This window comes from Rhodoplanes elegans (assembly GCF_016653355.1).
Classification (GTDB): Bacteria; Pseudomonadota; Alphaproteobacteria; order Rhizobiales; family Xanthobacteraceae; genus Rhodoplanes; species Rhodoplanes elegans.
The window spans coordinates 1-13,183 of the sequence record NZ_NHSK01000090.1 but is presented as its reverse complement, the minus strand read 5'-3'; the positions used below and the strand labels follow the sequence as shown (position 1 = coordinate 13,183).

Genomic DNA, 13,183 nt, shown 5'->3' with positions numbered 1-13,183 from the left:
CGAGGCGGTACGTCGCGGCCGCTGCGGTGATGTCGGCCCATCCACCGAACCTTGTGAGCTTCGAGACGTTCTAGACGACGAGTGCCGGCCGGGACCGGCGCGAGCTTCAAGAACGCGACGGAGTTCCCATGACCCCCGATCCTTCCGGGCGACCCGAGGCGCACGCCTCCGCGGATTCGGCCGGCCTCGATCGCCGCAGCTTCCTCGGCGCCTCGGCGAGCGGTGCGATGGTCCCGCTGCTCGGCGGCGCCGCGGCGCAGGCCCAGGCCGCCGCGCCGGCCGCCGATCTGCGCCGGCCGCTCGATGTGAGTTTGACCATCAACGGGCAGCGGCATCGGCTGGCGCTCGATGTGCGCACGACCCTCCTCGATGCATTGCGCGAGAACATCGGGCTGACCGGCACCAAGAAGGGCTGTGATCAGGGTCAGTGCGGCGCCTGCACGGTGCTGCTCGACGGCATCCGGGTGCTGTCCTGCCTCACCCTCGCGACGATGGCGCAGGGGCGCGAGATCACGACGATCGAGGGGCTCGCCGGTCCGGACGGCAAGCTGCATCCGATGCAGCAGGCCTTCGTCGATCACGACGCGTTCCAGTGCGGCTACTGCACCCCGGGCCAGATCCTCTCCGCGGTCGCCTGCGTCAAGGAGGGGCACGCGACGAGCGACGCGCAGATCCGCGAGTACATGAGCGGCAATCTGTGCCGTTGCGCCGCCTATCCCAACATCGTCGCCGCGATCCAGCAGGCGAAGACCGAGATGGGGGCCTGACCATGCAGCCCTTCCATTACCAGCGTGCCGACAGTCTCGATGTCGCAACGCAGGCGGCCGCGCAGGCGGCGGCACGAGCCTCCGCTTCGGATGGGCGCAGTCCCGTCGAGGCGCCGGTGCAGTTCGTCGCCGGCGGCACCACCCTCCTCGATCTGATGAAGATCGACGTGATGCGGCCGACGACAGTGGTGGACATCAACCCGCTGGCCGATCGCCACGGCGGCATCGCGGCGACGGGCGACGGCCTGCGGCTCGGCGCGCTCGCCCGCATGGCGCAGGTCGCCGATCACCCGGCGGTGCGCCGCGACTATCCGGTGATCGCCCAGGCACTCGAGCTCGCCGCGAGCCAGCAGCTGCGCAACATGGCGACGCTGGGCGGCAATCTCCTGCAGCGCACTCGCTGTCCGTATTTCCGCGACGTGAGCTGGTCGGCCTGCAACAAGCGCGAGCCGGGCTCCGGCTGCGCGGCACTCGACGGCATCAACCGCAAGCACGCCGTGCTCGGCACCAGCGACGCCTGCATCGCGACCTATCCGGGCGACTTCGCCCAGGCTCTGGTGGCGCTCGACGCGACGCTGGAGATCACCGGGCCGCAGGGGCGGCGCGCTCTGCGAGTCGCCGAGCTGCACAAGCCGCCGGGCTCCGATCCGAACGTCGAGACCCGGCTCGCGCCCGGCGAGCTGATCACGTCGATCGTGGTGCCGTCGGGTGCGTGGACACGGCGCTCGCTCTATCTGAAGGTGCGGGACCGCGAGTCCTACGACTTCGCGCTCGCCTCGGCGGCCGTCGCGCTCGATCTCGCCAACGACGGGACGGTGCGCGACGCCCGCATCGCGCTCGGCGGCGTCGCCACGGTGCCGTGGCGAGCGCCCGCGGCCGAGGAGGCGCTGAAGGGCAGGCGCCTCGACGAGAACGCCGCAGAAGCGGCGGCGGAGGCCGCCTTCGCCGGCGCGCAGACGCGCGAGCACAATGCCTACAAGGTGCCGCTCGGCCGCGCCACGCTGGTGCGTGCGCTGCTCGACGCCGCCCGCCTGAACGCCTGACCGGAGTCGATCATGAGCACCGCCGCTCCCGAACCGAAAGCCAACATGGGCCGGCCCGAGCCGCGCCTCGATGCTCGCCTGAAGGTGACGGGCGAGGCCCGCTATCCGTCCGATATGCCGGCCGGCAATCTCGCCCACGCCGTTCTGGTGACCAGCGGCATCGCGCGCGGTCGCCTGACCGACCTCGACACCGCGGCGGCGCGCGCCGTGCCCGGCGTCGTCGAGATCTTCACGGCCGAGAACACCAAGGCGCTGAAGCATCTCGACTACGTTCCGGGCGGCGGCGGTCCGTCGACCTCGGTGCAGGAACTCGGCCCGGAGATCGCCCACGACGGGCAGATCATCGCCATGGTGGTGGCGGAGACGCTCGAAGCGGCGCGCGAGGCGGCGCACGCCGTGACGCCGGCCTATGCGCGCGAGAACCCGAGCGCCACCTTCGAGTCGAATGGCGTGACGGAAGAACCGGCCGGCAAGGAGTTCCCCAAGGCGGGCGACGCCGAGGCGGCGTTCGCCGCGGCCGACGTGACGATCGAGGCCGCGTACGGCACGTCGACCCAGCACCACAACGCCATCGAGCTGTTCACCACGACCTGCCTGTGGGACGGCGACCGGCTCACCATCCACGAGCCGAGCCAGTTCGTCTACGGGCTCAAGAACGCCGTCGCCAAGCGGCTCGACATGGATCCGGCCAAGGTGCGTGTCGTCAGCCCGTTCGTCGGCGGCGCCTTCGGCGCCAAGGCGCAGATGACGCCGCGCACCGCGCTGGTCGCGTTCGCGGCGAAGACGCTTGGGCGCCCCGTGAAGCTCGTCGCGACCCGCGACCAGGGCTTCACCATCGCGACCTACCGGGCCGAGACGCGGCATCGCATCAGGCTCGGCGCGCGGCGTGACGGCAAGATCGTCGCCTACACGCACGAGGGCCGCGAGGTCACGTCGCGCCCGGACGCCTACAAGGTCGCCGGCGTCGCCGACACGGTGCGGCTCTACGACTTCGGCACGGTGGCGACCAAGGTGAGCGTCGTCCATGCCGACCGCAACACGCCGGGTTTCATGCGCTCGCCGCCCGTGGTGCCTTATGTCTACGCACTCGAAAGCGCCATGGACGAATTGGCGCATAAGCTCGGCATGGATCCGGTCGAGCTGCGCCGCATCAACGACGTGACCAAGGACACGGTCAGCGGCAAGCCGTGGTCGTCGCGCGCGCTGATGAAGTGCTACGACGAGGCGGCGGCGGCGTTCGGCTGGTCGAAGCGGAGCCCGGCGCCGGGCTCGATGCGCGACGGCGACTGGCTGATCGGGTGGGGCTGCGCCACCGCGTGCTATCCGACGCATCTCGGCGCCACGGCGGCGCGCGTGCGCCTGCTGCCGAGCGGCGAGGTGCGGGTGCAGGTCGCGGCGCACGACATCGGCACCGGTGCCTACACGGTGATCGGCCAGCAGGCGGCCGAGCGGCTCGGCGTGCCGCTCGCCGCCGTCCGGGTCGAGCTCGGTGATTCCGATCTGCCGCCGGGCCCGGTCGCCGGCGGCTCCAACACCACGGCGAGTGTCTGCTCGGCCGTGATCATGGCGTGCGACGCGATCCGCGAGAAGCTGGTGCGCGCCGCCTCGACGGCGAACGACGGGCCGCTCGCCGGCCGCGCGCCCGGCGAGCTGTCGTTCACGGACGGCCGTGCGGTCGCCTCCGATGGTGCCGCCGAAAGCGTCACCGACGTGATGAAGCGGCTCGGCACCGCGGCGCTGGAGGAGTATGCCGAGTATCTGCCGCCCGGCGTGCCGCGGGATGGCCTGCGTCAGGTCTATGGCGGCAAAGCGGTGCTCACCGGCGGGCCGCACGGCGACAAGATCATGTACGCGCTCGGCGCCGAGTTCGTCGAGGTGCGGATTCACGCGCGCACCCGCGAGGTGAGGGTGCCGCGCGCCGTCGGCGCCTTCGCGGGCGGGCGGATCATGAATCCGCGCACCGCGCACAGCCAGCTCATGGGCGGAATGATCTGGGGCATCGGCTCGGCCCTGCACGAGGCGACCGAGATCGATCCGCGCGAGGCCCGCTACATCAACGACAACATCGCCGAGTATCTGATCCCGGTGAACGCCGACGTGCCGTCGATCGAGGTGATCATGGTGCCCGAGGAAGACGCCGAGGTGAACCCGGCCGGCGTCAAGGGGCTCGGCGAGCTTGCCAATGTCGGCACCGCGGCGGCGATCGCCAACGCCGTCCATCACGCGACGGGCAAGCGCATCCGCGACCTGCCGATCAGGATCGAGGATCTGTTGGCCTAAGCCAACTCCGTAGGGTGGGCAAAGCGAAGCGTGCCCACGCGGTCGGTGATGCCCGTGCGTGCGGGACACGCGGACGGCGTGGGCTCGGCGCTTCGCGCCTTTGCCCACCCTACAACTGCGTGGGCACGTCGCGCCTTCGGCACGCCTTTGCCCACCCTACGACGACGACTCTGGTGGGCAGAGAAGGCGGGAGGGAGACATCAAATCAGGAACCAGGAGAGACGACATGGCACGTGATCTGAAAGGCTGCAAGGTGGCCGTGCTGGCGACCGACGGCGTCGAGCAGGTGGAGCTGACCGAGCCGGTGAAGGCGCTGCGCGACAGTGGCGCCGACGTCTCGGTGGTGTCGCCGAAGTCCGGACAAATCCAGGGCTTCGATCATCACGACAAGAAGGACCAGATCCCGGTCGATCGCACCCTCGACCAGGTGCGCCCGGACGAGTTCGAGGCGCTGCTGCTGCCCGGCGGCGTGATCAATCCGGACGCGCTTCGGCTGGAGCCGAAAGCCATCGCCTTCGTGAAGCACTTCGTCACGACCGGAAAGCCGATCGCTGCGATCTGCCACGGCCCGTGGACGCTGATCGACGCGGGCGGCGTGAAGGGCCGCAAGGTGACGTCCTGGCCGTCGCTGCAGACGGATCTGCGCAACGCCGGCGCAGAATGGGTCGACCAGGAGGTGGTCACCGACCAGGGGCTCGTCACCTCGCGAAACCCGCAGGACATTCCGGCCTTCAACCGCAAGATGATCGAGGAGTTTTCCGAGGGGCGCCACACCCGCCGGGCGGCCGAGTAGGGGGCCGAGCGACGCTCCGGGCGCCGCGCCCGACCGTCCCCCGGGCGGGTCCATAATCCTGCCCCGATCGCCTGATAACAGGGACGCAACATCCGATCACGACGATGATCTGGCGCGGTCCGGCTTCCGGGCCGCGCCCATTGTCGCCCTATTATGTCGCCTCCCACGCATCGCAGGGGTGGACGCGCCTGGTACCGGCCGGGCGGCGGCTGCATCCGAGCGAGGCCGCGTCCGAACGAGTCATGGTTACCGAGTTGTTGTCGTCCGCTCCCCGTCGTTCCTCCGATGCCGTCGTGCCGCTGCGACCCGCGCCGGGTCCCACGCGTCGCCGCCTCTTCGCCCGCCCGCTGGTGCGCGTGCTGCGCGTCGCGCGCGACCTTTCGCAGCGGGCCGCGCGAGACCTGTCGTGGCGTTCCGCGCGCGATCTGTCCCGGCGTGCCGTGCCCGACACGGCGGGGCTGCGGCGCTCGTGGTTGTTCCTCGTCACCATCGGGATTCCGTTCGCGGCCGGCACGCTGATGGACGCGCCGGGCGGCGCGCTGCTCGGCGCACTCATCGGCATGATGGCGTGCTTCGCCGACGAGGACGAGCGCGGTCTCGGCGCGCGGCTCCTCGCCCTCGTTCAGATCGGCGTCGGCATGGCGGTCGGCGTCGCGCTCGGCACCGCGCTGCACGGCTACGAGTATCCGTTCTGGCCGCTGTTCTGCGTCGCGCTCGTCGCCGCCGGCTGGCTCACCCGGATCGGCAAGGGGCCGCATCTCGGCGCCCGCTTCGGCGCCATCTCGCTCGGCCTCGCCGCCGGCATGCCGGCCTTCGCGCCGGGCGACTACTGGTTCGCCGGCCTCGCCTTCGTGGTCGCCGCCGCCGTGCGCACCGTCGATCATCTGCGCTTCGGGCCGATGCCGATCCCGCCCGGCCTCGTCGTTCCGCGACTGGAGCGGCATCACGAATGGCTGCGCTACGCGCTCGCCTACGGCGCCGTCGCGGCGCTCGGCCTGTGGATCGGCGTCGCTCTCGGCATGACGCGGGCGATCTGGATCACGGTGGCGCCGCTGGTCGTCATGCAGCCGGGCGCCGAGGCCACCTATCGGCGCATCGTCGAGTTCATGTTCGGCACCACGGTCGGTGTCGTCGTCGCCTGGGTGGTGATCCACACCATCGCGACCCCGCTCGTCTCGATCGTGCTGATCCTCGCCATCGCGCCGCTGATCCCGCTGCAGATGCCGAAGCGGTTCTGGCTGCAGACCGCGCTGATCGCCGTGATGCTGCTGATCGCGTTCCGCCTCGCGCTGCCCGATCCGCGCTCCGTCTCATCCCTCATCGTCGAGCGGCTGGAGGACATCCTGATCGGCTGCGGGCTCGCGCTGGTCGGCGCCGTGCTGGCCTTCTGGCGCCCGGGCGGCGCAGAGCAGCCCGAGCGGACGCCGCCACGGCAGCTTCCGGCGCGCTGCCGCTGAGCACCGGCGGGGCGGCCGCACGGCTGCGGCGCGGCTGCGACGATTGGGCTTGCGGGCGCCAAGAATCCGCCCCAAGTGTAGGGGCCTAGTGCGTGACCGATCCATTGCCGCCGCCGGCCGCTTCGGCCGCCCGGCCCGCCGCGAGGCCCGCGCCATGCTCCGATCTCTCGTCGCTCCGCGCCCGGCCGCATCGGGCTTTTCTTCGCGCATCGCGCGGCTGCCCGCGCTTCTTCTGCTCGTCTCGGCTCTGGTGATCGCGGGCGCTCCGGCCTTCGCCCAGTCGGCCGGCTCGGGCTCTTCGTCGAGCGGCGGCGGCGATGCCGTAACGCCGGTGGAGGAGTACGCCAAGCAGGTCGAGGAGCTGAAGAAGAGCTACCCGGATTTGTCCAAGCGCATCGAGGACACCACCCGCACCATCGACGAGCTGTCCGACGTCGGCAAGGCGCGCTCCGAGATCGAGGAGCTGCGCGGCATGGTCGCCGGCCTGCTCGGCGCGGTCTCCGACAACGGCACGGTCTCCCAGCTCGGCGCCAAGGCCTTGGCGCACGGCCGCGCCAAGCTCAAGGCGATCGAGCAGGACGCCCGCTTCCGGCCCGAGGAGAAGGAGTTCCTGCTCGACCAGTGGCGCAAGCTCGTCACCGAGACCGAGCGCGCCAGCGAGGATCTGGAGAGCGCGCGAAAGGAGTTCGCCGATCTCCTGCGCACCCTGCAGACCCGCGAGGACTTCATCGACGAGCTGATGCAGGTGCGCCGCGCCTCCGAGGCGATCGCCGTGATCCGCAATCTCACGCGCGAGATCCGCGATGCCTCGACCAAGCTGAAGTCGCTGATCGGTGGGCTCAAGCCGCCCGGAGTGTGAGATGCGTTTCTCTCGCGCGGCGGGGTTCGCCGCGACCTCCGTGATCGTGGCCTTGGGCGCCATCGGCCTGTCGGCCTGCAAGCTCGAGAAGTCGACCGGCTACATCGAGATCCGCACCGTCCCGGCGAACCCGCCGCCACACCTGAAGCTCATCCTCGATTCCGAGGCGCTCGAGCCTTTGAAAAAGGGCGCCGCGGTGCTGCGCCAGCAAGTCGGCACCCACAAGCTCGCCGTCGCCGGCTCGGGCGACCCGCTGCCGTTGTGCGAGCTCGTGGTCAAGAAGGACCGCATCACCACCGTCACGGTGTCGCTGCTCGACCGCCCGCCACGCTGCCAATGCCGCGCCGCCACCGGGACGGACGCGGCGTCCAACAAGAAGTGCGAGGGGTAGGGGGCGGGCACGCATGCCTCACCTCACCGTCATGGCTGGGCGCGTCCCGGCCATCCGCGATCTTGTCTGCTTCGCCGCTGCAAAGACGTGGATGGCCGCGACAAGCGCGGCCATGACGAAGTCTGTACCTGTCGCGGTTTCACGTCGCCTCGCTCTACGCCGCCAGCCGTTCCCCCAGCGCCAGGCCGACGCGGGCGGCGGTGAGGTTGAGCTCGGAGAACTTCTCCGGCGTCTCGCGGCGGATCGCCTCCTCCAGCGAGGCCGCGCGCACGAGGCCCGACAGCGCGACGAACGCCCCGAGCGCCACCATGTTGGCGATGCGGGCGTTGCCGGTCGCCACGGCCCGCTCGGCGAGCGGCAGCCGGTGCAGGCGGCGGCCCTGCGCCGCCGTGGTGTCGATGCGCAGGTCGGCGATCACCAGCGCGTCTTGCTTGGCGAGCGCGATCGAGCGGTCGAAGCCGACCTGATCGAGCGCGATCAGCGCGTCGAGCCCGGTGACCAGCGGGAAGTCGGAGAGGTCCTCGCTCACCACCACGTCGGAGTGGCAGAAGCCGCCGCGCGAGGTCGGCTCGTAGCTCTGCGACTGCGAGGCGCGCCGGCCCTCCACGGCGAAGGCCTCGAACAGGATCCGCGCGCCGAGAATCAGGCCCTGGCCGCCCGAGCCGGCGAGGCGGATCTCGCGTCGGTTGGTCGCCGGAGTCATCGTCATGGCGTCACCTCCCCGCGCAGCGCCGCGGCGTGGGCACGCAGCCGCGCGCCGTATTCCGGCAGGTCGCGCTCGACGAACACGCCGGTCGGCAGCGCGTTCGGCCGGAACGGCTGGTCGGGCGCGTCGCGATGCGCCTCGGGCCGCATGTCGGCCTTCTGACTGAGGATCATCTCGGGCGCCTCGCCGAGATCGTTCTTGCGGCCGTAGATCTCGGTGCAGTCGGACATCACCTCGACGAAGGAGAAACCCTTGTGGCGCAGCGCGCGGGCGATCAGCGTCTTGAGCGCCGGCGCCTGGCGCGTCACCTCGCGGCCGACGAAGCCGGCCCCCGCCGCAGCGGCGAGCGCGCAGGCGTCGAAGGTCGGCTCGATGGCGCCGGCCTGCGTCGTCGAGGTGAAGCGGCTTTGCGCCGTGGTCGGCGACGCCTGGCCGCCGGTCATGCCGTAGACCTCGTTGTTGAGCATCAGGCAGGTGATGTCGAGGTTGCGCCGCGCGGCGTGAATCAAATGGTTGCCGCCGATGGCGAGGCAGTCGCCGTCGCCCGTGACGACCACCACGGTGAGGTCGGGCCGGGCGAGCTTCAGGCCGGTGGCGAAGGCGAGCGGACGGCCGTGCGTCGTGTGCACCGTGTTGGCGTCGATGTAGCCGCCGACCCGGCCCGAGCAGCCGATGCCGCAGACCACCGCGAGGTCGTCCTTGGCGATGCCACAGTCGTGCACGGCGGCGAGCAGCGCGCGCAGCGCGATGCCGTGGCCGCAGCCGGGGCACATGAAATGCGGCATGTAGGCGAGCCGCAGCCATTCCTTCGGGTCGAACGTCGTGTGGGGCGTGGCGTCAAGCATGGACGGCGAGCTCCTTGACGGCGGTCGCGATCTCGTTCGGCGTGATCGGCTCGCCGTCGATGCGGCCGAGCGCGCGCACCGGCGGCGCATGGCCGAGGATGCGCTGGATCTCGAGGACGAGCTGGCCGGCATTCATCTCCGGCACCAGCACGGCGCGGGCGCGCCCGGCGAGCCGCGCCAGCGCAGCTTCGGGGAAGGGCCACAGCGTGATCGGCCGGAACAGGCCGGCCCGGATGCCGGCCTCGCGCAGCACCGTGACGGCGCGGCGCGCTGCGCGGGCCGTGATGCCGTAGGCGACGATCAGCACCTCGGCGTCGTCGGTCGCGAGCGTCTCGTATTTTTCCAGGAGCGCCGCGTGGACGTCGATCTTGCCGAGCAGGCGCCGCATCATGCGGTCGACCACGGGCGGCGCCTGGGTCGGGAAGCCGCTCTCGGAATGGGTCAGCCCGGTGGTGTGGACGCGATGCCCGTCGCCGGGCCGCGCCATCGCCGGGATGCCGTCGTCGTCCGCCGCATAGGGCTCGAACGGCTTGCCGGCGCCGTTCGCCCATTTGCGATCGCGCACATGAATGGTCGAAGGTGCCGGCACGGCGACGCTCTCGAGAAGCTGCGCGATCACCTGATCGTACAGCACCGTCACGGGCGTGCGCAGCCGCTCGGCGAGATCGAAGGCGCGGATCGTCTCGGTGTAGATCTCCTGCACGGAGGCGGGCGCGAGCGCGACCACGGGCCGATCACCGTGGCTGCCGAAGCGCGCCTGCATCACGTCGCCCTGCGCCGGCCGCGTCGGCATGCCGGTCGACGGGCCGCCCCGCATCACGTCGATGATCACGCAGGGCGTCTCGGTCATCGCGGCGTAGCCGATGTTCTCCTGCATCAGCGAGAAGCCGGGGCCGGACGTCGCCGTCATGGCGCGGAGCCCGCCGAGCGACGCGCCGATCACGGCGGCGATCGAGGCGATCTCGTCCTCCATCTGCACGAAGGTGCCGCCGACCTTTGGCATCTCGTGCGACAGGTGCTCGGCGATCTCGCTCGACGGCGTGATCGGGTAGCCGGCGAAGAAGCGGCAGCCGGCCGCCACGGCGGCGAGCGCGCAAGCGTGGTTGCCGTGCAGGGCGGTGAGCCGCGTCGTGGCAAGCCCCGTCGTCATGAGCGTGCTCATGCCGGCACTCCTTCGTTACGCACCGTGACGGCGAAGTCCGGGCACAGCCATTCGCACACCCGGCAGCCCGTGCAGGCCGTCGGCGACGTCACGATCGCGGTCGGCCCGCTCATCGCCAGGCAGCGCTCCGGGCACAGCTTCACGCAGATGCCGCAGCCCTTGCACCAGGCCGCGTCGATGGTGACGCCGATGTGTAGATCGGGCGCCGGCGCGGCGGTCGCGAGGGCCGTCGCCTCGCTCTCGTCGGGATCGGGCGCCGTCCAGGCGCGGCCGGCGTCGAAGGCGGCGCGGTTGATCTCGCGCGTGCCCTTGGGGACGATCGCGGCGATCACCTCGTGCCAGTCGGACACCGGATAATCGAGCCACGCGGAGAGGCGGCCGAGCAGCACCGTGTTGGCGGCGCGTGAATCGCCGAGCGCCGTCGCGATGCCGGTGGCATCGAGCGCGCAGCCCTCGGCGTGGCGGCCCACCACGTCGGCCGGCGTCTCGCGCGCATAGGCGGAGGGCGCGCCCGGCTTGCGGCTGCGGCAGGCGAAGGGCGGCACGATCCGCCGCGTGTCGGCGATGAAGATGCCGCGGCCGGGGCGCAGATGATCGAGCCAGCGCAGTGCCTCGGCCCATTCGAGCGCGACCAGCACGTCGGCCTCGCCGCGCGCGATGGTCGGCGACCACACCTGCTCGGCGAAGCGCACGTGACTGAACACGATGCCGCCCCGCTTCGCCATGCCGTGCACCTCGCTCTGCTTCACCGCGAAGCCGCGACGCTGCGCCAGCAGTGCGAGGGCCTTGGAGATCATCAGCACGCCCTGGCCGCCGACGCCGACCACCAGGATGTTGAGGCCGGCCGTCGCGGGGCGTGGCGCCGGCGCGGAGTCGTCTTCGTGCGGCAGCGGACGCATCAGTTGGGGGCTCCCCTCGTCACCGGCTGGATGCAGTCGGTCGGGCAGACCTGGGCGCAGATCGTGCAGCCGATGCAGGTCGTGGCGTCGATCGTCACCTTGTGGCGGCCCTCGAACAGCTCGCCCGACCAGGTGATCGAGGGACAGCCGAGATTCATGCAGGACTGGCAGGCGATGCAGGCGCTGGCGCGCACCGCCACGGGCGCGCCCTTGATCTTCACCGGGTCGAGCACGCAGGGCCGTGACGCGATGATCACGGATACGCCGCGATGCGCCGTCGCCTCGCGCAGCGTCTGCAACAAGCGTCCGACCTCGTAGGGGTCGACGACCCGGACCCAGTCGATGCCGATCGCCCGGCACAGCGCCGCGTAGTCGACGCGCGGCGCCGCCGCGCCGCGCAGATCGCGGCCGGTGCCGGGATGATCCTGTCCGCCCGTCATCGCGGTGATGTGGTTGTCGAGGATCAGCACCGTGAGATCGGCCTTGTTGTAGACCGCGTCGATCAGCGGCGGGATGCCGGAATGCAGGAAAGTCGAGTCGCCGATGGTGGCGACGACCGGCTTCTCGGTGCCGGCCTTGGCCATGCCGACGGCGTTGCCGATGCTGGCGCCCATGCAGACGCAGGTGTCCATCGAGCGCAGCGGGTCGATGGCGGCGAGCGTGTAGCAGCCGATGTCGCCGGCGACATGCGCCCCGACGCTGCGCAGCGCGTAGAAGCTCGCGGTGTGCGGGCAGCCGGAGCACAGGACCGGCGGGCGCGCCATCGGCGTGATGTCGATCGGCGCCAACGGCACCGGCATGTCGACGAGGCCCGCCTTGGCGAGGCCTTCGCGGAGAAGCTCGACCGACAGCTCGCCGAGCCGGGGGAACAGGCTCTTGCCCTCGGCCGGGATGCCCATCGCGCGGATCGCCTCCTCGAGCACGGGCTCGAGCTCCTCGACCACGATCACGCGCTCGACCGTCGCGGCGAAGTCGCGGATCGCGTCGGCGGCGAGCGGGTAGGAGCCGGCGAGCTTGAGCACCGGGAACTGCGGCGCCGCCTCCTTGACGTAGAGATAGGCGAGGCCGCTCGTCACGATGCCGCAGCGCCGGTCGGTGCCGTCGTCGCGCTTGGTCAGTGGCGACGTCACCATCCACTGCGACAGCGCCGCCTCGCGGGCGATCACCTTGGGGTGCAGCCGGCGCGCATTGGCCGGGATCGTCACGGTGCGGGTGTGGTCGCCGATGAAGCCGCGTGACGCCGTCTCGGTGCGGGCGCCGACCGTCACGATGCTGCGCGTGTGCGAGAGCCGCGTGGTGCCGCGCAGGATCACGGGCGTGTCGAACTGCTCGCTCAGATCGAAGGCCGCCTTGACGTAGTCGAGCGCCTCCTGGGCGTCGGCCGGCTCCAGCACCGGCACGCCGGCGAGGCGGGCGAACAGCCGCGTGTCCTGCTCGTTCTGCGAGGAGTGGATGCCGGGATCGTCGCAGACGACCAGCACCAGCCCGCCATGGGCACCGATGTAGGAGAAGCTCATCAGCGAATCGGCCGCGACGTTGAGGCCGACATGCTTCATCGCGGCGAGCGTGCGCACCCCCGCGAAGGACGCGCCGATCGCGGTGTCGAGCGCCACCTTCTCGTTGACCGACCACTGCGCCGTGATGTCGGCGGGATCATAGGTCGCGAGGCTCTCCAGAATCTCGGTGGAGGGCGTGCCCGGATAGGCGGCCGCGACCTTGACGCCGGCCTCCCAGGCGCCGCGCGCGATCGCCTCGTTGCCGGTCAGCGGCAGCGCCTCGGCGGTCCGCCGGCGCGTCTCGGCTCGTTGGTCCTGCACCGCGTCGATGCTCACGTCGTGCTCCCTGTCGATCCGGCCCATCTGCGCGGACCGCCTCAGTTTGGAATCACTCTGGTCCGTCTCGTCGGATCGGGGGTTGAGAAAGGTCAAAGGGGTGTCATTCACGGACATCGAGTGGCCAGCGGTTTTCCCCCTCCCCACCC

General features: G+C 71.1%; 12 protein-coding genes. 7 read left to right on the top strand and 5 right to left on the bottom strand.

Translation table 11 applies throughout. The annotated features are described in order from the left end of the window. Nucleotides 1-128 precede the first annotated feature (128 nt). The 7 genes from CCR97_RS11955 (at nucleotide 129) to CCR97_RS11925 (ending at nucleotide 7,590) form a co-directional block, all read left to right on the top strand. Nucleotides 129-767 carry a (2Fe-2S)-binding protein gene (locus CCR97_RS11955; protein ID WP_111355175.1) on the top strand — a complete coding sequence of 213 codons (639 nt, stop codon included), beginning with the start codon at nucleotides 129-131 and terminating at the stop codon, nucleotides 765-767. Nucleotides 768-769: 2 nt separating this feature from the next. Beyond that, the gene (locus CCR97_RS11950; protein ID WP_111355174.1) at nucleotides 770-1,810 is read left to right on the top strand and encodes an FAD binding domain-containing protein; all 1,041 of its coding nucleotides are present in this window, start codon (nucleotides 770-772) and stop codon (nucleotides 1,808-1,810) included. Between the two features lie 12 nt (nucleotides 1,811-1,822). Continuing rightward, a complete protein-coding gene (locus CCR97_RS11945; protein ID WP_111355173.1) occupies nucleotides 1,823-4,090 on the top strand; it encodes a xanthine dehydrogenase family protein molybdopterin-binding subunit in 2,268 nt (755 codons plus the stop codon). A gap of 226 nt (nucleotides 4,091-4,316) precedes the next feature. Next, entirely contained in the window at nucleotides 4,317-4,883 is a 567-nt protein-coding gene (locus CCR97_RS11940; protein WP_111358405.1) for a type 1 glutamine amidotransferase domain-containing protein, read from the top strand. 293 nt (nucleotides 4,884-5,176) lie between these two features. Beyond that, on the top strand, nucleotides 5,177-6,340 hold the full coding sequence (locus CCR97_RS11935; RefSeq protein WP_170145929.1) for an FUSC family protein: 1,164 nt from the start codon (nucleotides 5,177-5,179) through the stop codon (nucleotides 6,338-6,340). 154 nt (nucleotides 6,341-6,494) lie between these two features. Next, nucleotides 6,495-7,199 (top strand): hypothetical protein, encoded by a 705-nt coding sequence (locus CCR97_RS11930; protein WP_146618808.1) that lies wholly within the window; start codon nucleotides 6,495-6,497, stop codon nucleotides 7,197-7,199. Nucleotide 7,200: 1 nt separating this feature from the next. Next, nucleotides 7,201-7,590: a hypothetical protein gene (locus CCR97_RS11925; RefSeq protein ID WP_111358408.1), complete on the top strand. Its 390-nt coding sequence runs from the start codon at nucleotides 7,201-7,203 to the stop codon at nucleotides 7,588-7,590. Nucleotides 7,591-7,744: 154 nt separating this feature from the next. Here the strand turns inward: CCR97_RS11925 and CCR97_RS11920 are convergent, their stop codons facing one another. The 5 genes from CCR97_RS11920 to iorA are packed head-to-tail and all read right to left on the bottom strand — an operon-like array spanning nucleotide 7,745 to nucleotide 13,034. Next, nucleotides 7,745-8,299, bottom strand: a complete 555-nt coding sequence (locus CCR97_RS11920; RefSeq protein ID WP_111358409.1) for a 2-oxoacid:acceptor oxidoreductase family protein — start codon at nucleotides 8,297-8,299, stop codon at nucleotides 7,745-7,747. Further along, nucleotides 8,296-9,141, bottom strand: a complete 846-nt coding sequence (locus CCR97_RS11915) for a thiamine pyrophosphate-dependent enzyme (protein WP_111358410.1) — start codon at nucleotides 9,139-9,141, stop codon at nucleotides 8,296-8,298. The genes CCR97_RS11920 and CCR97_RS11915 overlap by 4 nt, the downstream gene beginning before the upstream one ends. Continuing rightward, a complete protein-coding gene (locus CCR97_RS11910; protein WP_111358411.1) occupies nucleotides 9,134-10,303 on the bottom strand; it encodes a 2-oxoacid:acceptor oxidoreductase subunit alpha in 1,170 nt (389 codons plus the stop codon). The genes CCR97_RS11915 and CCR97_RS11910 overlap by 8 nt, the downstream gene beginning before the upstream one ends. Continuing rightward, nucleotides 10,300-11,202 carry a 2-oxoacid:acceptor oxidoreductase family protein gene (locus tag CCR97_RS11905; protein ID WP_111358412.1) on the bottom strand — a complete coding sequence of 301 codons (903 nt, stop codon included), beginning with the start codon at nucleotides 11,200-11,202 and terminating at the stop codon, nucleotides 10,300-10,302. Before CCR97_RS11905 ends, CCR97_RS11910 begins: the two co-directional genes overlap by 4 nt. Beyond that, nucleotides 11,202-13,034 carry an indolepyruvate ferredoxin oxidoreductase subunit alpha gene (iorA, locus tag CCR97_RS11900; RefSeq protein ID WP_338049074.1) on the bottom strand — a complete coding sequence of 611 codons (1,833 nt, stop codon included), beginning with the start codon at nucleotides 13,032-13,034 and terminating at the stop codon, nucleotides 11,202-11,204. The genes CCR97_RS11905 and iorA overlap by 1 nt, the downstream gene beginning before the upstream one ends. Between the last annotated feature and the right edge of the window lie 149 nt (nucleotides 13,035-13,183).

Excerpts from the sequence above, each read along its gene's own strand:
- CCR97_RS11905 (WP_111358412.1), bottom strand. The coding sequence starts at position 11,202 with ATGCGTCCGCTGCCGCACGAAGACGACTCCGCGCCGGCGCCACGCCCC.
- CCR97_RS11940 (WP_111358405.1), top strand. The coding sequence starts at position 4,317 with ATGGCACGTGATCTGAAAGGCTGCAAGGTGGCCGTGCTGGCGACCGAC.
- CCR97_RS11925 (WP_111358408.1), top strand. The coding sequence starts at position 7,201 with ATGCGTTTCTCTCGCGCGGCGGGGTTCGCCGCGACCTCCGTGATCGTG.
- CCR97_RS11955 (WP_111355175.1), top strand. The coding sequence starts at position 129 with ATGACCCCCGATCCTTCCGGGCGACCCGAGGCGCACGCCTCCGCGGAT.
- CCR97_RS11920 (WP_111358409.1), bottom strand. The coding sequence starts at position 8,299 with ATGACGATGACTCCGGCGACCAACCGACGCGAGATCCGCCTCGCCGGC.
- CCR97_RS11945 (WP_111355173.1), top strand. The coding sequence starts at position 1,823 with ATGAGCACCGCCGCTCCCGAACCGAAAGCCAACATGGGCCGGCCCGAG.
- CCR97_RS11910 (WP_111358411.1), bottom strand. The coding sequence starts at position 10,303 with ATGAGCACGCTCATGACGACGGGGCTTGCCACGACGCGGCTCACCGCC.
- CCR97_RS11915 (WP_111358410.1), bottom strand. The coding sequence starts at position 9,141 with ATGCTTGACGCCACGCCCCACACGACGTTCGACCCGAAGGAATGGCTG.
- CCR97_RS11930 (WP_146618808.1), top strand. The coding sequence starts at position 6,495 with ATGCTCCGATCTCTCGTCGCTCCGCGCCCGGCCGCATCGGGCTTTTCT.
- CCR97_RS11950 (WP_111355174.1), top strand. The coding sequence starts at position 770 with ATGCAGCCCTTCCATTACCAGCGTGCCGACAGTCTCGATGTCGCAACG.